Source organism: Methyloversatilis sp. S146-33 (genome assembly GCF_059552495.1).
The window spans coordinates 99,426-118,477 of sequence record NZ_JCANOT010000012.1 but is presented as its reverse complement, the minus strand read 5'-3'; the positions used below and the strand labels follow the sequence as shown (position 1 = coordinate 118,477).

The 19,052-nt window shown below is 67.1% G+C and carries 22 protein-coding genes and 1 tRNA gene; 8 read left to right on the top strand and 15 right to left on the bottom strand.

The window, feature by feature from the left end; translation table 11 throughout:
• Positions 1-5 precede the first annotated feature (5 nt).
• Complete coding sequence (locus tag AC51BJ_RS02245; RefSeq protein WP_019918950.1) at positions 6-257, bottom strand: hypothetical protein; 252 nt, start codon at positions 255-257, stop codon at positions 6-8.
• Positions 258-382: 125 nt separating this feature from the next.
• Between AC51BJ_RS02245 and AC51BJ_RS02240 the strand changes: the two genes are divergently transcribed.
• Positions 383-1,042 carry an alpha/beta hydrolase gene (locus AC51BJ_RS02240; protein ID WP_019918949.1) on the top strand — a complete coding sequence of 220 codons (660 nt, stop codon included), beginning with the start codon at positions 383-385 and terminating at the stop codon, positions 1,040-1,042.
• Between the two features lie 532 nt (positions 1,043-1,574).
• Here the strand turns inward: AC51BJ_RS02240 and AC51BJ_RS02235 are convergent.
• The gene (locus AC51BJ_RS02235; RefSeq protein ID WP_496279191.1) at positions 1,575-2,159 is read right to left on the bottom strand and encodes an IMPACT family protein; all 585 of its coding nucleotides are present in this window, start codon (positions 2,157-2,159) and stop codon (positions 1,575-1,577) included.
• 379 nt (positions 2,160-2,538) lie between these two features.
• Between AC51BJ_RS02235 and AC51BJ_RS02230 the strand changes: the two genes are divergently transcribed.
• Positions 2,539-3,933: a hypothetical protein gene (locus AC51BJ_RS02230; RefSeq protein WP_496279190.1), complete on the top strand. Its 1,395-nt coding sequence runs from the start codon at positions 2,539-2,541 to the stop codon at positions 3,931-3,933.
• Positions 3,934-3,978: 45 nt separating this feature from the next.
• On the top strand, positions 3,979-4,356 hold the full coding sequence (locus tag AC51BJ_RS02225; protein ID WP_496279189.1) for a DUF423 domain-containing protein: 378 nt from the start codon (positions 3,979-3,981) through the stop codon (positions 4,354-4,356).
• Between the two features lie 60 nt (positions 4,357-4,416).
• Here the strand turns inward: AC51BJ_RS02225 and AC51BJ_RS02220 are convergent, their stop codons facing one another.
• Entirely contained in the window at positions 4,417-4,683 is a 267-nt protein-coding gene (locus tag AC51BJ_RS02220; protein ID WP_020164028.1) for a hypothetical protein, read from the bottom strand.
• Positions 4,684-4,825: 142 nt separating this feature from the next.
• Here AC51BJ_RS02220 and serS point away from each other — a divergent pair, with 142 nt between their 5' ends.
• The 4 genes from serS (at position 4,826) to AC51BJ_RS02200 (ending at position 8,141) form a co-directional block, all read left to right on the top strand.
• Complete coding sequence (gene serS / locus AC51BJ_RS02215) at positions 4,826-6,106, top strand: serine--tRNA ligase (protein WP_496279188.1); 1,281 nt, start codon at positions 4,826-4,828, stop codon at positions 6,104-6,106.
• A gap of 89 nt (positions 6,107-6,195) precedes the next feature.
• Positions 6,196-6,285, top strand: a tRNA-Ser gene (locus tag AC51BJ_RS02210).
• 189 nt (positions 6,286-6,474) lie between these two features.
• The gene (locus tag AC51BJ_RS02205; protein WP_496279187.1) at positions 6,475-7,164 is read left to right on the top strand and encodes a hypothetical protein; all 690 of its coding nucleotides are present in this window, start codon (positions 6,475-6,477) and stop codon (positions 7,162-7,164) included.
• 575 nt (positions 7,165-7,739) lie between these two features.
• Positions 7,740-8,141, top strand: a complete 402-nt coding sequence (locus AC51BJ_RS02200; protein ID WP_496279186.1) for a hypothetical protein — start codon at positions 7,740-7,742, stop codon at positions 8,139-8,141.
• 97 nt (positions 8,142-8,238) lie between these two features.
• On the opposite strand, the gene AC51BJ_RS02195 is transcribed toward AC51BJ_RS02200, so the two are convergent.
• The 6 genes from AC51BJ_RS02195 to AC51BJ_RS02170 form a co-directional block, all read right to left on the bottom strand.
• A complete protein-coding gene (locus AC51BJ_RS02195) occupies positions 8,239-8,718 on the bottom strand; it encodes a hemerythrin domain-containing protein (RefSeq protein WP_496279185.1) in 480 nt (159 codons plus the stop codon).
• A gap of 132 nt (positions 8,719-8,850) precedes the next feature.
• Positions 8,851-10,989, bottom strand: coding sequence for a PAS domain S-box protein (locus AC51BJ_RS02190; protein ID WP_496279184.1), 2,139 nt, complete (start codon positions 10,987-10,989; stop codon positions 8,851-8,853).
• Positions 10,990-11,093: 104 nt separating this feature from the next.
• Complete coding sequence (locus tag AC51BJ_RS02185; RefSeq protein ID WP_430433337.1) at positions 11,094-12,002, bottom strand: NAD(P)-dependent methylenetetrahydromethanopterin dehydrogenase; 909 nt, start codon at positions 12,000-12,002, stop codon at positions 11,094-11,096.
• 123 nt (positions 12,003-12,125) lie between these two features.
• The gene (locus AC51BJ_RS02180; RefSeq protein WP_496279183.1) at positions 12,126-12,557 is read right to left on the bottom strand and encodes a hypothetical protein; all 432 of its coding nucleotides are present in this window, start codon (positions 12,555-12,557) and stop codon (positions 12,126-12,128) included.
• Between the two features lie 4 nt (positions 12,558-12,561).
• The gene (locus AC51BJ_RS02175; RefSeq protein ID WP_496279182.1) at positions 12,562-12,903 is read right to left on the bottom strand and encodes a hypothetical protein; all 342 of its coding nucleotides are present in this window, start codon (positions 12,901-12,903) and stop codon (positions 12,562-12,564) included.
• Positions 12,900-13,679 (bottom strand): peptidylprolyl isomerase, encoded by a 780-nt coding sequence (locus tag AC51BJ_RS02170; protein ID WP_496279181.1) that lies wholly within the window; start codon positions 13,677-13,679, stop codon positions 12,900-12,902. Before AC51BJ_RS02170 ends, AC51BJ_RS02175 begins: the two co-directional genes overlap by 4 nt.
• A 214-nt stretch (positions 13,680-13,893) precedes the next feature.
• On the opposite strand from AC51BJ_RS02170, the gene AC51BJ_RS02165 reads away from it, so the two are divergent.
• Positions 13,894-14,127, top strand: a complete 234-nt coding sequence (locus AC51BJ_RS02165; RefSeq protein WP_430433341.1) for a hypothetical protein — start codon at positions 13,894-13,896, stop codon at positions 14,125-14,127.
• A gap of 36 nt (positions 14,128-14,163) precedes the next feature.
• Here AC51BJ_RS02165 and AC51BJ_RS02160 read toward each other — a convergent pair whose 3' ends face one another.
• Genes AC51BJ_RS02160 through AC51BJ_RS02135 form a run of 6 tightly spaced genes read right to left on the bottom strand, consistent with a single transcriptional unit; the run spans position 14,164 to position 19,052 of the window.
• Positions 14,164-15,147: a S1 family peptidase gene (locus tag AC51BJ_RS02160; protein ID WP_496279180.1), complete on the bottom strand. Its 984-nt coding sequence runs from the start codon at positions 15,145-15,147 to the stop codon at positions 14,164-14,166.
• A complete protein-coding gene (locus AC51BJ_RS02155; protein WP_496279179.1) occupies positions 15,144-15,944 on the bottom strand; it encodes a quinoprotein dehydrogenase-associated SoxYZ-like carrier in 801 nt (266 codons plus the stop codon). The genes AC51BJ_RS02160 and AC51BJ_RS02155 overlap by 4 nt, the downstream gene beginning before the upstream one ends.
• Positions 15,944-16,474, bottom strand: a complete 531-nt coding sequence (locus AC51BJ_RS02150; protein WP_496279178.1) for an SRPBCC family protein — start codon at positions 16,472-16,474, stop codon at positions 15,944-15,946. The genes AC51BJ_RS02155 and AC51BJ_RS02150 overlap by 1 nt, the downstream gene beginning before the upstream one ends.
• A 3-nt stretch (positions 16,475-16,477) precedes the next feature.
• A complete protein-coding gene (locus tag AC51BJ_RS02145) occupies positions 16,478-17,479 on the bottom strand; it encodes a hypothetical protein (RefSeq protein WP_496279177.1) in 1,002 nt (333 codons plus the stop codon).
• Complete coding sequence (locus tag AC51BJ_RS02140) at positions 17,476-18,084, bottom strand: hypothetical protein (protein WP_496279176.1); 609 nt, start codon at positions 18,082-18,084, stop codon at positions 17,476-17,478. The genes AC51BJ_RS02145 and AC51BJ_RS02140 overlap by 4 nt, the downstream gene beginning before the upstream one ends.
• The gene (locus tag AC51BJ_RS02135; RefSeq protein ID WP_496279175.1) at positions 18,072-19,052 is read right to left on the bottom strand and encodes a vWA domain-containing protein; all 981 of its coding nucleotides are present in this window, start codon (positions 19,050-19,052) and stop codon (positions 18,072-18,074) included. Before AC51BJ_RS02135 ends, AC51BJ_RS02140 begins: the two co-directional genes overlap by 13 nt.

Here is a 19,052-nt window from a genome sequence, read left to right as displayed (position 1 = left end):
GGTCTTCATTGTTGATAGGCGAGTTCGAGGTCGGTGTCGAGTTCGATCACGCAGTCGAGCACGCGGCTGGTGAGCGCTTCGTCGTCGTCGGTCCACATCGAATCGGGTTCGTCGTCGCGGGTGGACAGCGGTGCGATGTCGAAATCGACGAACTGGTCGCCGATCTTCAGCACCGTCATGCCGGAAGCGTGGTCGGCCAGGGTCCAGTCGTCCGGCACCTGCAGCTCGGCGGTCACGCGTACGGTCAGTGTCTTCATGTGAATCTCCGGTTGATGAGGCGGCACTTTAGCGCGCATGGGCGACAGTGGGGCGATTCCTTGCGCTGATACGCCTCGGCTCGGTGTCGGCTAGCATGCGCGATTGTCCGAAACCGCACTCCTTCATGTCCGTCAATCTGATCGAACTCGAAAGCGGCGACTCACCGGTCGCCACCGTCATCGTGCTGCACGGCCTGGGCGCCGACGGCAACGACTTCGTGCCGGTGTGCCGCCGGCTGGATCTCGACGCGGTCGGGCCGGTGCGCTTCGTGTTGCCCGACGCACCGGAACGGCCGGTCACGCGCAACGGCGGCTACATCATGCGCGCCTGGTTCGATCTCTATGCGCCGGGCGCCGGGCAGGAAGCCGAAGCCGACGTACGCGCGTCGCAGGCCCTGGTCGATGCGCTGATCGCACGCGAGGTCGAGCGCGGCGTGCCGGCGTCGCGCATTGTGCTGATGGGGTTTTCGCAGGGCTGCGCGATGGCGCTGTTCGCCGGACTGCGGCACGCCGAGCGGCTGGCCGGCATCGTCGGGCTTTCCGGCTATCTGCCGCTGGCGGCCGCGACCGCCGATGAGCGCAGCGAAGCGAACGCCGACGTGCCGGTCTTCCTGGCGCACGGCACGCAGGACGGCGTGGTCACGATAGACCGCGCGCTGTCCACGCGCGAGGTGCTCGACGCGCTGGCAGTGCCGTACGAGTGGCACGCCTACGACATCGACCACGAAGTGAGCATCGAGGAAATCCGCGACATCAACCGCTGGCTGCTGCGCGTGCTGGCCTGACATCGTTGCGTCGTCTGGCGGCAGAGGGCGTTTATCTGCCGTGCGACGAGAAGCGCGATGGCACGGGGTAATCGCGGGCAGTATTCGAGTCGCCGCGGCTTGGGCGGACGGGCCACGTGTGAGCGCCTTTCCTGTGAAGCCCCCGGTGCGTGATTGAGGCCGGTGTCTGATCACAGGCCTGTCGCGGCCAAGGCCGCTCCCACAGGGGCTGCGCCGGATCGGCCGCCGGAGCCTGAGCAGGGGTTCTGTGGGAGGGGTCTTCTGACCCCGACGGCGGCGGAGGGCAGTGCGCGGCGCCTGGTTGAGGACCTGTCGGCAGCAATAGCTGCCTCCCTTGGTTCGTGCAGTCCCGGAGCGAAGACTGTTGTGGGAGCGAGCTTGCTCGCGATGCGGGTCTTGATCAAAGGCGGTGGACTGCAACAGCCGCGTCGCGGCCAAGGCCACTTCCACACGGGACGCTCCCGCACAAGGTGCGTATTGGCGCGACAGATCGGATGACTGAGCAACATGTCGCCATCGCGAGGCCGCGGGCTCAGTCCACCCAGCCTATGCGCCCCTGTCCGGCGTCGTTGAGCCGCCCGATGAACGTCGCTGCGTCGGGCTCCGGCAGGCTGATGGTCATCGCGACCACCGAGTCGTGGGTGACGTCGACCAGCGTGGCGCGAGCGGCGTCGATCTCTCGCCGCACCGTGCCTTCGAGCGCATAGGGCAGGGTGCAGCGGAGCACGCGCAGCTTGGTCAGTGGCACCTTGACCGCACCGGTCAGCGCCGACGCGACCGCGTCGGTGTAGGCACGCACCAGACCGCCGGCGCCGAGGTTGATGCCGCCGTAGTAGCGCACGACGGTCGCCAGCACACCCTCCAGATCCTGATGGCGCAGCACTTCCAGCATCGGCCGTCCGGCCGTGCCGCTGGGCTCGCCGTCATCGACCGCCGCCGACTGACCGCCGGCCAGCAGCGCCCAGCACACGTGGGTCGCACCCGGATGCTGACGCCACAGTTCGAGCACGCGCGCCTGCGCCGACGCGCGGTCGCGCATCGGTTCGACACAGCCGATGAAGCGGCTTTTCTTGATCGTGAGGTCGCTGTGGACAGCGCTGGCGAGGGTGTTCGGCATGGGGCGGCAAGCTTACCGCAAGCACCTGCGAGCAGCCCGGTGTGGCGGCCAGGTGTCGAGTGGCAGCGCTGTCGGCCGCGCGTTGCGTCAGTGCCGTCGTTCGTCCAGCTTCGCGCGCTTCGGTTCATGCCGTGTCTCCATGGCGTGGTCAGGTCCGCAGCATATATATATGCACATCGGCTTGTGCTCGTCGGCGTTGTGCACCGGGCTCGCCGGCGCTCATCGAGCGGTTCACGCTCGAGTGACAGTCCTTTGACCGCGCGTGTTGGCGACGACGGCCTGGATTTCTGCGGCCACCGCGGCTGTACGGGGCGAACACCCTTGCGTATGCTCCGCGCGTGGCCAACGCGCCGATGGCGCTGATCGGGAGGAGGGCGGAATGCGCGGCATGCTCGTAGTGATGGCGATCTGCGGTGCGCTGAGTGGCGCGGTGCGGGCACAGACCGACTGGCTGTCGGGCATGCCGACGGTGAAGCAGGTGGAGTCGGCGGCGCAGGGGCGCAGCGAGCGCGACACCGCGGCGCAGACCAGCGCCGTGCTGCAGATCATGGACGGCGTGGTGCAGAGCCTGTCGCCCAAGCCTTTCGACGCGAACCGCCTGCCACAGAATGTGAAAGCTCGCCTCGATGAGTACCGCGCCGCGCGGGAACGCATCGATGCGCGCGAGATGGCGAAGTTCTCCGGCAGCAGCTGCGAGGGCGATCACTGCGAGAAATACCTGTATCCGCGCTGCCAGCAGAAATACGTGTTCTCGCCCGAGTTCTACCGCGTGGTCATGGATCGCCATTTCGCGCCCGAGTGGCAGCGCAGCTGGGTGCCGAAGGTGCATGGCACGCTGTGGCAGCGGGCGCTGAAACTGCCTGCGGGTACCTCGTTGCCGGCCGGCTTCGCTGACGGCCCGCCGTGTTCGGGGCGGGTGGCCGGCGCCGATTACAGCGAGCCGGGCGTACTGGATTACGCCACCGCCGGCGCCGACATCGGCCTCGACCTCGCTGCCGGCGTGCTGGTGGGTGACGTGCGCACCTACCGCAAGCCACGCGAGCTTTTCGACGACGTGATGCCCGGGCTGCTGCTGGCCGCCGGCGCTGCGGTGGTGCTGATCGTGCTGGCGCTGCGCCAGACGCTGCGCGACGTGTCGCTGGACCGCGGCAATGCGCGCAAGCTGGTGTCGTCGGTGCCCTACGAGCTGGATCTGTTCGCCGGCGACATCCAGGGTTACAGCCGCGGCATCGAAACCATCACCACGGTCAGTGGCGGACAGAACAACACGCCGGTCACCAGTTCGACGCGCCGCGTGCTGCACGAGCGCTTCTTCCTGGTCGGCCCGGTCGGCGGCGAGATGGAAGTGAAGCTGACCGACGCCGACTCGGGGGCACGCGACGGCCACCGGATGACCGCCGCGTGGATACAGAAGCCGGGTAAGACCGGCGGACCGTGGCTCTTCATGCGCAACCACACGATGCGCACCACGATGTGGTTTCGCGAAAACGCGAAAAAGCCTTACGGACTGCGTAGCTGGCCAGTGTGGGCGCTGGCCGCGCTGTTCGTCGGCACCTGCATCTGGATCGGCATGCGGGCCGATGCGCTGCGCGTGGTCAAGGACGGCTGGGACGTGACCGGCCATCTGCTCGTATGGTTCGGCCTGCCGGCGCTGCTGGTGGTCGCCTCGCTCTTCATGTGGATCTATGCGGTGCGCAGCCGGCGGCTTGCGCGCTTACGCCGCGAGGTGGATGAGCGATTGATCCCCGAACTTGATCGCGCTGCCGGCGTCTGAGTGGCCGCAATTGCCTCTGACCCTTCCGATTACAGGATCTTCACGATGTCTGCCGATGCCCGCCGTTTTCTTATCTTCGCCGCGCTGACCGGCGCACTTGCCGTCATGCTCGGCGCCTTCGGTGCGCACGCGCTGAAGGCGCGGCTGGACGAAAACATGCTGGCGGTGTGGCAGACCGCGGTGCAGTACCACTTCTGGCACGCGCTGGCGCTCGGGCTGGTCGGCCTGCTGGCCATACATCTGCGTGATTCAGCGGCGCTGCGCGTTGCCGGCTGGTTGATGCTGCTGGGCATCGTCGTGTTCAGCGGCAGTCTTTACGCGATGGCGTTAAGCGGGGTGCGCGCCCTCGGCATGGTGACGCCCCTGGGCGGCCTCGCCTTCATCGCCGGCTGGGTGGCGCTTGCGCTTGCTGTCCGGCGCTGAGCGGCTGAACGGGCGTCATCGCAGTCAGCAACCGCAGTTCCCCGCGGCAGTGCGGCACGCTCAGTGCAGTTCGGGCCGGTGCACGGCGCAGAAGCGCTCGACCGCTGCCTTGGTGCGCGCCCGCTGCTCCATGTCGAGGCGCTGCGAGGCCTGCTTCTCGGCGTCCTGCAGGATGCGCAGCATCAGGTCGGCGCCGCCGTCGCTCTGCAGCATGGCGCCGGCCAGCGTGGCGGCCAGCATGGTCGGCAGGCCGGTGTAGTCGGCGAGCACGTCGACTTCCAGTTCGCTCAGATTGCTGTGATCGAGACAGTCGCGCAGTGACAACATGACATTCGCGTGAAAGGTGTGGGGCCCGGCCACTATACCGCCCCGGACGGCGGTCGCTGTTAGAATTTTGCGTTGCAATGTGACGACGGCCGCCGAATGCGGGGCCGCTCACATCCGTTCCATCAGCCACAGGTTTCCTTCCATGCTAGACGCCCAACTGCTGCGCAGCCAGCTTGCTTTCGTTCAGGAACGACTCGCCCTGCGTGGCTACACGCTCGACGTCGCCCGCTTCCAGTCGCTGGAGGAAGAGCGCAAACGCATCCAGACCGACACCCAGGACCTGCAGGCAAAGCGCAACGCCGCATCGAAGCAGATCGGCCAGCTCAAGGCCAAGGGCGAGGACACGTCGGCGGTGATGGCCGAGGTCGCCGGCCTCGGCGACGCGCTGAAGGCCGGGGAAGAGCGCCTCGCCGCGCTGCTGGCCGACATCCAGGGCTTCGTCGCCTCGCTGCCCAATCTGCCGCACGAGTCGGTGCCGGTCGGCAAGTCCGAGGCGGACAACGTCGAGGTGCTGCGTTGGGGCACGCCGCGCAGCTTCGATTTCGAGGTGAAGGACCACGTGGACGTCGGCACCGCGCTCGGCGGCCTCGACTTTGAAACCGCGACCAAGATCAGCGGCGCGCGCTTCACGCTGCTGCGCGCCGGCATCGCCCGCATGCACCGCGCGCTCGCTCAGTTCATGCTCGATACGCACACCACCGAGCACGGCTACACCGAGTTGTACGCGCCCTATATGGTCAACGCCGACAGCATGTTCGGAACCGGTCAGCTGCCGAAGTTCGAGGAAGACCTGTTCGCCGTGCCGCGTGGCGATGGCGGCAAGTTCTACCTGATCCCGACCGCCGAAGTACCGGTCACCAATATTGTGCGCGACACCGTGCAGCCGGCCGGCGGCCTGCCACTGAAATTCGTCTGCCACACGCCGTGCTTCCGTTCGGAAGCCGGCTCCTACGGCCGCGACACGCGCGGCATGATTCGCCAGCACCAGTTCGACAAGGTGGAGCTGGTGCAGATCGTGACGCCGGACCGTTCGTGGGACGCGCTGGAAGAACTGACCGGTCACGCCGAAACCATCCTGCGCCGGCTCGAACTGCCGTACCGCAAGGTGGCGCTGTGCACCGGTGACATGGGTTTCGGCGCCGCCAAGACCTACGACCTCGAAGTGTGGCTGCCGGCGCAGAACACCTACCGCGAAATCTCGTCCTGCTCCAACTTCGAAACCTTCCAGGCCCGCCGCATGCAGGCCCGTTTCAAGAACGAACAGGGCAAGAACGAAATCCTGCACACGCTGAACGGCTCCGGTCTCGCGGTCGGCCGCACGCTGGTGGCCATCCTGGAGAACTACCAGCAGGCCGACGGTTCGGTCGTCGTGCCGGAGGCGCTGCGCCCGTGGATGGGCGGCGTCGAGCGCCTCGGCGCCTGACACGCAAAAATCGCGCCGACGCTTTCCGCCGGCGCGAGCGCTGTGCTACACTGCGCGCCGCTTCGCGACCACGAAGTTCGCAGTAACCCGGAGAGGTGGCAGAGTGGTCGAATGTACCTGACTCGAAATCAGGCGTAGGCGCAAGTCTACCGTGGGTTCGAATCCCACCCTCTCCGCCAATATTCAAGCATTTAGGCCAATCCCACGGGGTTGGCCTTTTGCTTTTTTGCTTCTCTGTAGCCACCTTGTCGCCGAGAAGCGTTAGCCGGCGTGGGCTGCATTCTCTCGATTGGCCTTGCCCTCCGGTTGCATCTACTTCTCTTCGGATGCCAACATCAACCCCCCGGCGTATCCACGAAGAACCGCGCATGACAGAGAAACGTTCCAAGCTGGGGCTATGGGCAACCGCTTTTTGGATTGTGGGTGCCGCTGCCTTGCTGCTTGCACGCCAAGAGGCAGCTTTGAAGATGACTCCAAACGAATGGGGAGACTTCTTCTCAGGGCTGTTTGCGCCACTGGCGTTCCTCTGGTTGATCCTTGGCTATATGCAGCAAGGGGAGGAGCTACGACTGAGCACGGAAGCGTTGCGCCTTCAGGCCGAGGAGCTGAGGAACTCCGTGGAACAACAGCGAGCATTAGTGGAGGTTTCGCGCCAACAGGTCGAAAGTGAGCGAGCGGCCCTTGAGTATGAGCGCGAGCTGAGAGAGGTAGATACCAGTCCAAAGTTCTTGATTACGTCCGGCGGGGGCGTCTTCCGAGGTGATGGTGAATCAACCTACGAATTGATTTTCACCAATGCTGGGGCTGCAGCATCTTCTGTTACCGCTGTTGTCACCTTTGGGGACGGGAGGCTCATTCGCCTTGTGAGCAGGAACTTCGTTAAGGCCGGAGACGAGTGGCGAGCGCAATTAACATTGCCGAAGCCGCTCACGGACCATGAGGCGCGACTGACGTTAACGTACAAGAATCAAAACGGAGTCGAAATCCGAAAGTCTTTTAGCGTTGGCCCTGAAACAGATGAGCTACATAGCCAACTAGAAATCCGTCCAGTCGCATAGTTGGATGAACCTCGTAACCCGCTGCTAGGTAGAGAATTCCAACCGAATGGGGCTATTGGAACGGCGTCTGCTGATTGGCACCCCCTCCGCTTACGCCTCCGTTGCGGCTCAAACCGAGGAGCTGGTAAGCAAAGTTGCCGCGGTTGCTGAAGGCAACACCATGATTGTTCTGGACGTAGACCTGCGCCAGCACGAGGTGAGGCTGCAGGCCCTTGATGCTCCCCGAGAAGGCGCAAAACCATTGGCGCGCACCGATGCGGCACCTAGCCTCCCGCGTGTTCTCACAGCTGGTGGTGGTCGAGTACCACACGTAGGACCGCCACTGCCGGATCGTCGAGCTTGTCCGGCTTGATTGAGTCGACATCAACCATGACCGGATTGCGGGCGGTGCCGCATGGTTCTATTGATAGCACACGAGGGAGCTACCGAGAGAAATGCAAACGGACTATGCTGCGGCCGAAGATGTCCCCAAGGCGCGCCAAGTTGGTCTGTGGCAATCCTCACTTGCCGCGCGTCCTTGGAAGTGGTGGCATAGGAAACCTATCAACTAGAACAAAGCAAGGAGAGTCGTGGCAATGGGAATCGTGCTCTTAGTGACGATGGTTTATGTGATGATCAAGACCTCGGGCGAACTCAAGAGAGAGTCGGCGGTTATTACTCAGTACTGTGGTGCTGACAAGCTACGTTCGTTGGTGTTTCTGTTCCCGTTTCTCGCCTTGCCTCTCTTAGGTCGCACGCTATTCCCTGCCGCAATGTACTTCTTACCGCTTGCCATCGCCTTCTTCGTCTTTGTCTACTTCACCGCTCGCAAGCAGCGTCTCGGGCTGGAGTGCTCAGGCACGGACCGCGTGAAGACAGCCATTGCGGCGACATCGTCAGTCGAAGTTTGGAGCGCGATTGCTGCGGCTTGGAATCTGGTGGCTCTCGTCTATGACGTTGGAACCATTGCGATGATCCGCGCAGGCACGTATTCCTGACAAGACTCCACGGCGATATGGCGAGGATGAATCGCCCCGGGTTTTCGATACACCAACTCGCTGTCTTTCTTGCTGGCGTAGTCCCGGGGCACGTCACCTAATGCACGACGGCCGAAAGCAGTTCTTCCTTGCGCTGCTTCATCTGTTCGGCCAGCTCCGAGAGGTCGAGGTCGGTGTCCTTCACCTTCGGGAACATTTCGTTCTGCTCTTCCTTTACGTGATGCTTCACGTACTCGGAGAGCACTTTCACCTTTGCGTCGAACATTTCGCCGTCCGGCTCGACATCCTTGATCTGCGCGATCAGGTCTTTCAATGACGCGTGCTCCACCGTCGCCTCGGGTACCAGCTCCTTGTCCTTCAGTGCAGCTTTTACAGCCGGATAGAAGATTTCCTCCTCGATCTGCGCGTGCACCTCGAGCTCCGTACAGATTTCATGCACGAGCTTTTTCTTCTGCGTGCTCGTGCGCGCGGCTTCGTACTGCTCGAACAGTTCGCTGACGTGCTTGTGGTCGGCGCGAAGAAGGGTCAGCGCCTCCTGCGATTTGCGCGGGGATGAGTTTGACGAATCGGCCTTCATGTCGGGAATCTCCGGTCAGTGAATGGGATGTGCGCGAGGCGCCCGGGCGGCGCCTGCCGGCATTCGCTAGCAAAGCGGGTGCCTTGATGGCAGCCGGCGGTTCACATCCGCTTGACCGGAGTGCGGGTCTGCCTAGTTCGCGTCGTTGCACGGCCCGGGCGCGTATTCGACCCGGTTGCGGCCGCCGCTCTTGGCGCGGTAGAGCGCTTCGTCGGCCTTGCGCAGCAGGGCCGAGAAATCGAGGCAGTCGGACATCAGTTCGCCAATGCCTATGCTCAAGGTGTAGTGCGCCGGCTGGCCGTCGAGTTCGGGCGGGTTGTCGGCGACGCGCTCCATCAGGCGCTCGGCGAAGGCGCGCGCGCCGTCCAGTGCGGTGTGCGGCAGCAGTACGGCGAATTCCTCGCCGCCGAGGCGACCTGCGCTGTCCGAGTCGCGCAGCAGGCTGGACAGGATGATGGCGAAACTGCACAGCACGGCGTCGCCGCCGGCGTGCCCGAAATGGTCGTTGATGTGCTTGAAATGGTCGAGATCCGTCATCAGCACGGTGAGCGGGGTTTCGTAGCGGCGGGCGCGCACGAATTCCTCCTCGGCGACTTCGAAGAAATGGCGGCGGTTGGCGAGGCCGGTCAGTGCGTCGGTGTTGGCGAGTATGCGTACCGCCTCTTCGGCCAGTTTGATGCGCGTGATGTTCTCGTGGCTCAGCAGCACGCGTTCGCGCGCCGGGTCCATCGGTGTCACCTTGAGGCTGAACCACTGCCGCTCGTGCGGTGCGTGACAGGCGTACTCCATCTGGAACAGCGCCGACCGGCCGAGCATGACCGACAGGATGCCTTCGCAGGCCGCCTCTGCGTGAGGCGCTTCGTCGCGGTCGCAGCGGGCGAGGGCGTCGAGGTAGTTCACGCCGATGAAGGTCATGTTGCCGGTGTAGCCTCCGCGCTCGGCAAAGGCGCGCCAGCTGGCATTCGTCTCGACGATGACGCCACGCTTGTCGAGCACGGCGACGTGGGCGGTGATGGCGTTCAGCGCTGCCGTCTTGAGCTGACGGTCGGCATCGCGCTCGGCTTCGAGCCGGCTGCGGTCGGTGATGTCGACGAACATGACGACGATCTGGCGCAGACGATGCCGGGTGTCGAATTCGGGGTAGGCGTGGACCAGCGCCCACAGCGTATCCGCGTCGTCGTGACGGACGCCGACCACGACGTCGTTCATTTCCTTGCCCGAGGCGAGCACACGGCGGACCAGATCGCGTTCCGGTGCCAGCGCCTCGCCGCTCTGGTCGATGAAGCGGCAGCCCAGTTGGGCGATCGTGCGGCCGGCGAGCAGCGCTGAGTCCATGCGCAGGATGCGGCAGGCTTCCGGGTTGCCGTACAGGATGCGGGCGTCGGGCGCGCAGACCAGCACGGCGGCGTGCAGGTTGTGCATCAGCAGGCGATGGCGCAGTTCGCTGTCGGCCAGCGCGGTCTGCGCCAGACGGCGGTCGTGGACGTCCTCGATCACCGCGATGAAGTGCGACGGCGCACCCATGTCGTCGACCTGCAGCGAAACGGTCAGGCGCGCCCAGGTGGCCGCGCCGTTCTTGTGCAGCAGGCGCTTCTCGATCGAGTAGGTGGTCTGTTCGCCGTTGCGCACGCAGCGCAGGGGGTGCGTATCCAGCGAAATGTCTTCCGGATGGGTGATGGCCTCCATCGTCAGCGCGCGCAGTTCGCTGGCGCGAAAGCCGAGGATGTCGCACAGCTTGGGATTGACCCGCAGAAAGCGGCCTTCGAGGTCCATCAGCGCGATGCCGACGGCGGCCTGGTCGAAAGTGCCGCGGAAGCGCTGCTCGCTTTCGCGCAATGCGTGTTCGGCGAGCTTGCGGCCCGACATGTCGCGCACGATGCCCAGCACGCAGCGCTGACCATCGAACACGACGCGGCTGGCGTTCAGTTCGATCGGCAGTTCGCGCCGGCCGCCCTTCATGCGGAAGCGCAGTTCGTAGCGCCCGGGCGGTTCCTCGCCTTCGCCGATCCGTTGCCGGAAGCGCTGCACCCACAATTCGAGGAAATCCGGCGCCACCACTGCGTCGAACCCCAGTCCGACGAAGTCGTCGTGCTCGTAACCGAGCATGCGTGGCAGCGCGGCGTTGGCGAAGATGAAGCGGTAGTCGCGGGCGATGAACACGCCATCCGACATGCGGTCGAGCAGGGTGCGGAATACCGCACCGTCGGCACCGGTACCCTGACCGATGACGGTTTCCGTGCCCGTAATGTTCAGCCCCGGATTGCTGTCCACGCCGTCCGCACCTCCATCCGCAGCATGCGGCGCCTCCGGGCGCCGACCTGCCGGCCGCCTATGGTGCGCTTGTCACGCGCGCCATGACAAGCGCTCGGTCCCGCTCACGCGGGCTTGCTCTGCGCCAACTCCTGCAGCGCATACGCATACGCCTCGGGGAAGTCGATCAGCGCCGGCGACGAGCCGGTCTGTATCGAGCGGTAGAGACCGAACTGCGTCTTGTACTTCAGGCTGCCGATGGCCAGCGGGCCGATGCTGAGGAAGCGAGCCGGACCGACCTCGACCGGAATCGCACGGTCGTTCACGCCTATGCCTTCGATGCCGGACGGCGGCACGGCGTTGGTGTCGGCACAGGCGATCAGCTTGCCGCCGGCCTCCAGCACTTCGGCGTCGAGGATGCGGATGCCGGCCTTGGCGGCGCTGACGGCGATTTCGCTGTCGGCGACCACATTGACCTTGTCGCGGTGGGTTTCGGCGGACACCCATTCGACTTTTGCGTTGTAGCGCTCGCAGAAGCGCAGCGCCGCCTTGGAATCGTCGTCCGCGGTGAGCTGGCACAGCCGCGCCTTCGCGCCCTGGCGTGCGGCGAGGATGGCGGTGCACAGGCCGACCGGGCCGGTGCCGAAAACGGATACGGTGCGTCCGGTCAGTCCGGAGCCGGTGCTCGCATTGACCGCCTTCTCGACCAGCGCGACCACGGCGGCCGAGGTGGTGTAGGCGCCGTTCGGGTCGGCGAATACGCCGACCTGGAAGTCGCCGACCATGGCGCTCTTGGCCGACTGGAACATGTCGGTCGCCATATGCACGTCACGGCCACCGATGAAGATACCGGTGTCGTTGAAGCGATTGGGCGGGCGACAGAAGATGGCGTCCTGCACCAGCGCGGTCACGTTTTCCGGGCGGATGCCGGTGAGCGGAATCACCTGGTCGAAGCCCGCATCGGCGGCAATGGTCACGTCGAAGGGGCTGATATTGCTGCCCGGCACCAGGAAATAGAGTATCCGTTGCGTCATCTTGTTGTCTCCTCGCTCCACCATGGCGTGTGGCCGTCGCCGCACCGCGCGGGATGCTGCGGCGCACGGCGTACAGACCAGTCATATCGACGGCGGGGGACGACAACTTGAATCGGCAGGCCTTCAGTCCGCTGGTGCCCGGCAGGCGGCCTGCGGCGCGTCGCTGACGCCGAAGTCGCCGATCGCCCAGGCCAGCCGGGTGCCGTGGCTGCGGTTGAAGGCGTCCATCCAGGTCTCGACCGCGTCGCTCAGCGCGCGGGCGCCCGCGCTGTCCGGGCGCAGGAAGTCGGCGTGCGGTACCGCGCGGGTCAGCTGCATCACCTGTTCGGCAATGCCCTGCATGAAGGCGTCGATCGGGAGATCCGCCGGGGCGGCGCCACCTTTCACCACCTCGACGCCCGGGCGGGCGAGCAGGCTCAACGTGTGGCCGTCCTGCGTGCAGGCGCGGATCAGCCGGTCGGTGCCGGCGCGCACGTAAGCGCGCTCGGGCGGCGCCTCCGCCTGGGCGCCGGTCGTCGCCACGACCAGCAGAATGAGTGCAAGTGACTGTTTCATCGGTTCATTGCGCTTCGCCTGTCGGCAGGAAGCGGGCGTCGACCACTGTCCAGCGCTGGGCGCCGGAACGGGTTTCGGAACAGCCGAGCTGGCGGATGCTGCCGTCCGGTGGCAGGTCGTGGCGGCTGCGGTCGGCGGTCAGCACGTCGAGGTACCAGCGCTCGACCCACACCCGCAGCGTGCGGCTGCGGTCGCGATTGCGCAGGCCGGTCATCGTGCCGCCCAGCTGCACGCACTGCGCTTCGGGCTCGGCCACCCATTCGAGCGCCGCGTGCGCCGCTTGATCGACCTCGCCGGCCGCGGCCGTGGCCGAGCACAGCGCCAGCAGTGACCAGGCTGCCCTCACTTCACCACCGCGCGCGCCTGCAGCTCCTTCACGTAGCTGCGCCATTTCTGCTCGATCAGCGACTCGACGATGCGCGGCTTCACGTCCTCGAAACGTGGCGGCTGCGCCGGACGCACGTCCTCCAGCCGGATCAGGTGCCAGCCGGCGCCACTGCGCACCGGGGCGTCGCCCACCTTGCCGCGCGTCATCTGCGGCAGCGCGGCGGCGAATTCGGGCGAAAACTGGCCCTCCGGCGTCCATTCGAGCAGGCCGCCGGCCGGCGCGCTGTCGCTGTCCTTCGAGTGGGCCTTCGCCAGATCCTCGAAGCGCGCACCCTTGCCCAGTTGGTCCTGCAGCGATTTCGCCTGTGCTTCGTCGGCGACCAAGATGTGCCGCACCCGGTATTCGCGCTCGCCGGCGCGACTCGACAACGTGTCGTAGAGCTTGCGCACCTCGGCGTCGGACGGCTGCGTGTTCAGGAAGAAGTCCTCGCGCAGCGCGTTCAGCAGCGCCTGCTGGCGCATGAATTCGATGCGCGTCTTCAGCGCTTCGCTGCGGCCGAGCTTGCGCTCCGCCTCCTGCGCCAGCACTTCGCGGCCGATCAGTTCCTCGCGCGCCTGGCGCGACAGGTCGGGCGAGGCCGGGCGGCCCTGGCGGATCTGTTCCTTGATGATGAAATCGAGCTGGGCGCGGGGTACCGGCCGGCCGTTGACCGTGACAACGGTGTCGGTGGCGGCGACGGCCGGCAGGGCGACGAGTGTGGCAAGGGTGGTGGCGAGCAGACGGCTGCGATGCATGGCTTCGATGTGCGGACGTGACGGAAAAGGAAAGCACTATCCGCGACTCCGGATGCCGCTGCAGGCGGTGTCTGCCCCGGATTCCGGTGAGGATGTCCCGACGGCCACTGACCGTCTTTCGCAGCGGGGGCTTGTTGCGGCGCACGAAAGGATTACGCTGTCGGTTCTCGTAAACACCCGCTGCTCACGAGGCGGCGGCAAAGGGAGAACCCTTATGTCCAAGCACCAGAAAACCTTCGAGCTCACGATCCGCCACATCGACCTGATCGAGGACGCCCTGCGCGACAAGATCGGCTGTCTGGCCCAGGTCGCGGTCGCCAGCGGCGACGTGGCCGCGAGCGCCAACAACGACGCACTGATCCACGAACTGAACGAGCTGCTCGGCAGCCTGCACAACCAGAAGATCTTCTACAGCCAGGTCAACCGGACCGGCGTACCGGCGGGCTGAGCCTGCCCAGGCGAGTCAACGCGCCGCCCGGCGGCCTCACTCGCCGCGCGGCAGCGGACGCAGCCGTGCCAGCGCCGTCGTGCTGGCGGCGACGGCTTCGTCCAGCCCTTCGCTGCGCGCCCAGGCGGCGATGCGGGTCAGTTCGATCTCGCTGTCGCGCGCGCCCTCCAGCGCCTGCTGCAGGCACTGCGACATGCGTGCCGGCCGCGCCAGTGCGCGCGCGGCGCGGGCGCACATCAAGGCGGCCGCCGGTGCGTGCGGCTCGGCGGCCATCCACTCATCGGCCATCTGCGACACCGTCGGCCAGTCCTTGCGCGACAGCGGTTCGAGCAGGCGCATGAACCAGGGCTGGTGCGCTGGCAGTTGCGCCCACAGCGCAGACCCGGTCAGCGGCTTCGGTGCCTCCTCCGTGCGTTCGCGCAGGCGGTCGGTCCAGTCGGCCGGCATCGCGAAATATTCGGTGCGGCCGGCGCTGGTCAGGAAGGTGGTGATGCCGATCAGCCGGCCTTCCTCGTCGAACAGGCCGCCGCCGCTGGCGCCCTGCAGGAAGCCGGCCGAGGTCTGGATGACGTGACTGCCGCCCGCCGCGTGCAGATCGACGATGAGGCCGCGCGCGAAATGCGCTTCCATGCCGCCCGAGTAGCCATGGGCGAGCACGCGTTCGCCCAGCGTCAGGCTGCGGGTCGGGCGCAGCTCCACCGCCGGGTAGGGCAGCGGCTCGGCGGTGCGCAGCAGGCAAAGGTCGCGCGACACGTCGGCGCGCTGGCCGACCACCGCGTGCCGCGCCAGCCCGCGCGACAGCACGATGATGCGGGCGTGGCGCGTGACGTGGCAGTTGGTCAGCGCGCTGTCCGGTCCGATCACGACGGCCGAGCCTACCGACAGATTGTCGTCGTCGCCCAGCGCCGACACCTTCAGCACGGCGCGCGACATCTTCATCAGGGCTTCGGCCGACGGTGCGGCGCTGGTCGCGGCGGAGGCGCCGATACAGGTCGCGGCGATCAGCAGCCGGCGTTTCACGGCGTGGTGGCGTCCGGCGGAAAGCGTGCATCGAAGCGGCGTTCTCGACTGTCGCCGACCTGCACGTCGAGTCGGCGCGCATCGGTGGCGATGCCGAAGCGCAGATAGGGATTGCGGCTGATCGAGATGTCGAGTTCGGCGTCGAGCAGCGGGCAACCGTCCTGCCGCACACGCAGTTCGCGCACGTAGTCGGCGGCGACGTAGCCGCGTGTGTCCAGATCGACTTCGAGGCCGGAGTGGTTCGGGTGGCGGATGCGCAGCTCCACCTCGCTGCGCGCGCCGGCGACGTCGAAGCGGCGCATCGACATGCGGCCGATCGCTGAGTCGCCGTCGTCGGCCGGACCGATGGGCGCCGAACAGCCACCGGCCGCGCGCACGAAGTGCTCGGCCATGTAGAGCCGGCCGTCGTCGGTTTCGCCGATGGCGCGCACCGTGGTGTAGCGCTCGACGCGCAGCCGCGTCTCGATGCTGCCTACCACCGCGTCGTGCAGCGTGAAGCGTGCCGCGAGCGGCGACGGGTTTTCGTCGACCAGCAGCCACAGCGTGCGCAGCGCGCCGCCCGCCGGGCCCACGCGCAGCGCGATCGGCACGATCGATGCGTCCTCCGCGCGATCGGGCGCCTCCAGCGCCAGCACCGCGGGGTCACTGCCGAAGCTGCGCTCGCCGAACAGCGCGCTGCGCATCTTCGGCCAGGCCGCGTCGGCTGACGCCGGCGGCAGTGCACCGACGAACAGTGATACGGCGAGCAGCCAGCGCAGCGGTGAGGCCGCCGTCCGCAGTGTCGGCAGCGCGTCCATCAGGGTTTGGCGGAGGCTTCGATCTGCGTGCGCACCGCGTCGAGGCCGGGGCGCATCAGCGCGCGCAGGGCCTTGACCGCGCTCTCGTCGTCCATGCCGGCGGCCGGGTCGTTGCCGGTGTCGGCGCGGTAGCCGCGCGCCTGCCACACCAGCTTGCTGCCGCCGCCTTCGGCCTTGACGGTGAGCCGGCCGGAATAGGAACTGACCGGCAGCACGGCCGGGTCGGCGTTGCCCGAGCGGTAGTTCATGCTCATTGCGGCCGCGTCGTAGTCGTCGAGCTGTTCGGTCACGGTGCCGGTCGGCAGCGTCAGCGTGCGGGTCGAACCGGCTTCGTTGCCGCGGTCGGCCGACGAAGCCTTGATCGCCGGATTCCACTTCGCGATGCCGGCGAAGTCGCCGACCACGGCCCACACGGTGGCCGGGGGGGCTGCGATGACGACCGACTCGTCTATCTTCTGCGGCGTCGGTCCGTGCGCCATGGCGAGCGGTGCGAACAGTGCGAAGGTGAGGACGGACAGCGGTACTTTCATGAATCAGGCACTCCTGAAGGTGAACAATCGGTGGGCGCGGCGGCGGACGGCGGACGGCGCCGGTGCGAGGCTGGCAAGCAGTGCGGCGAGGCCGGCCAGCGCGAGCAGCGGGCGCAGCGCGAAGCGGGTGTCGGCGACCCGGCCGCCGGGCAGCGCGCGCAGCTGCGCGGCGATCTGCTCCGGCGAGCGGGCGACCGCGACGCCGAGACCGGTGCGCTGGGCGAGGTCTTCGAGCACGTCGTCGCGGCGCAGCGACAGGTGGTCGTTGTCGGAGCCGGGCGCGCGCTGCGGTGCGTTGCGGATGTCGCCGCCCAGCTTTTCCATGTCGAGCACCGACAGCGTGGGGGCGCCGGCGCTGGCGAAGCCGGCCGTGTCTTCGGCGGTCCAGTAGCCTTCGATGCGCCCCTTCTCGCCCAGCTTGGGCACCGGTTCCGGCTGCTCGCCGCCGACCCCGAACAGCACGCCGGGCACTTCGCCCGGTTCGCCATCCCAGGCGGGAATGCGGCCCGGGTGCAGCGCCGGCGCCTGGTGGCCATCGGTGAAGAAGGCGAGGGCGGCGCCCGGCGTCATCCGGCGGATGTCGTCGAGCGCGGAGTAGGTGCCGTAGTACAGATGACTGTCGGCGGCCCAGGCCATGCGCCAGTCGATGTGGCCGATGGCGTCGTTCAGCGCGGCGCGGTCGATGCAGACGTCGACCGGCATCAGCAGTGGCTGCGTGCGCCGCTCGACGAAAATGGATACGCCCACCTGCGTGCCGCAGGGCAGACGGTCGAGTGTGGCGATGGCCAGCTGCTTCGCGTGGTCCAGCCGGCCGATGCGGGCGTCGGCCGGGCCGACGTCACGGGTATTCATGCTCTGCGTGATGTCGAACACCATCATGTAGGTGCCGACGCGCCGCTCGACCTGCACCGCCGGATCGAACAGCGCCACGCCAAGACAGGCACTGGCCGCGGCGAGCAGCCAGAAGCGCGCACCGCGCCCGCGCAGGGTGTCGGCGACCTTCAATGCATGCCTCGCGGTGCGCCGACCATCTCGGTCCACGCCGCCTTGTCGGGCAGCGCGTCGTCATCGACCTTGGTTTCCTTGCCGTCCTTGCGCCAGTTGCGCACTTCGTAGTCGGGCACCAGCACCTGCGCCAGTTCGAAGTTGTAGCGCGTGCCCCAGTCCTCCGGCTGTTCGCGCAGCGCACGGCGGTAGCCGGTCTTGGCCAGTTCGACCAGTGTGATGGCGCGCGCCGCCGCACCTTCGCCGGTGGCCACCTCGATCGCTCGCCGCAGATAGATGTTGGCGGCATTGACCCGGGCGGCACGCGCCAGTGCCGGGTCGCCGCGCAGTTCGGCCTGTGCCTCGGCTTCGCTGTAGGCGGCCAGTGCCGCGTCGTTGTCGCGCTTCCGGTCCAGCGTCACGGCGCGGGCGAACAGCACCATTGGGGGTGCGCCGGCGTCGGCCACGCCGTCGCGCATCTGCCGGTTGGCATCGTGCGCCCGCCAGCCCTGCCACAGCGCATGCAGGCTGGCGGCTGCGGCGAGTGCGGCCAGCAGGTAGAGCAGTGCGGCCGAGCGGCGGCGCAGCAGGTGAAGGAGTGCAGACGGCGACATCAGCGGGACCATGCGGGAACCTCGAAAGTGCGGGCGGCCAGCAGCAGCAGGCTGCAGGCGAAGGCGACGCCGATGAACAGCCCGCCGAGGTCCTGCCGCGGCGGTGTTTCGCGGTAGCGCAGCGGCTGGTTCTGCAGGCGGGCGACGTCGGCGATGGCGCGGGCGAGTGCGTCCGGTGTGTCGGCTTCGTACAGCCGGTAGGGCACGCCGAGGTCGCGGAAGTACTCGTTCAGGAAGTACTCCGGCGCCGGATCGAAGCCGGCTTCCGGGTCCGGCGGGTCGGACGGGCCGCGGCCGCCGGCGGTACGCAGGAAGATCCAGTACAGCGCGCTGCGGTTCTCGGCGAACAGGCGGCGGATCTGGTTCTGCTTGCGTACGTCGATCTGCGCGGCGCCGTCGGACACCAGCAGCACCACGCGCGAGCCGGTCACCGGCTTGTCGCGGAACTGTTCCAGCGACATCGTCAGGCCGGCGGCGATATTGGTCAGCCCGACGCCGGGTGCGGCCGACGCGCGTATCGCGGCGCGCACCGCGTCGTGGTCGGCGGTCAGTTCGAGGCCATGCACCGGCGCCGTGCTGAAGGACACCACGCCGAACAGGTCGCGCGGGCGCTCGCGCACGAAGTCTTCGAGCAGGCGGGCGGCGGCGCGGCCCTTGGCTTCGTCGCCCTGCTGCGCGCCACGACCGGCGAAGCCGTCGCTCATGCTGGCGCTGCGGTCCAGCGTGATGACGACGTGGGCGCCGTTGCCGACGCGCTCGACGTCTTCGCCCTGACGGTGCGGACCGGCCAGCGCGATCACGCTGCCGAGCACTGCCAGCGCGCCCAGCAGACGCAGCGCGACGGCCAGTGCGCGCGACGCCGGATCGGCCGGCACGCCAGGCAGCCAGCCGTGCGGCAGCGTGCGCTGCCCGTGCCACAGCAGCGGCAGCAGCGCGAGCAGTGCAGCCCACAGCCAGTGCGGATGATCGAAGGACATCAT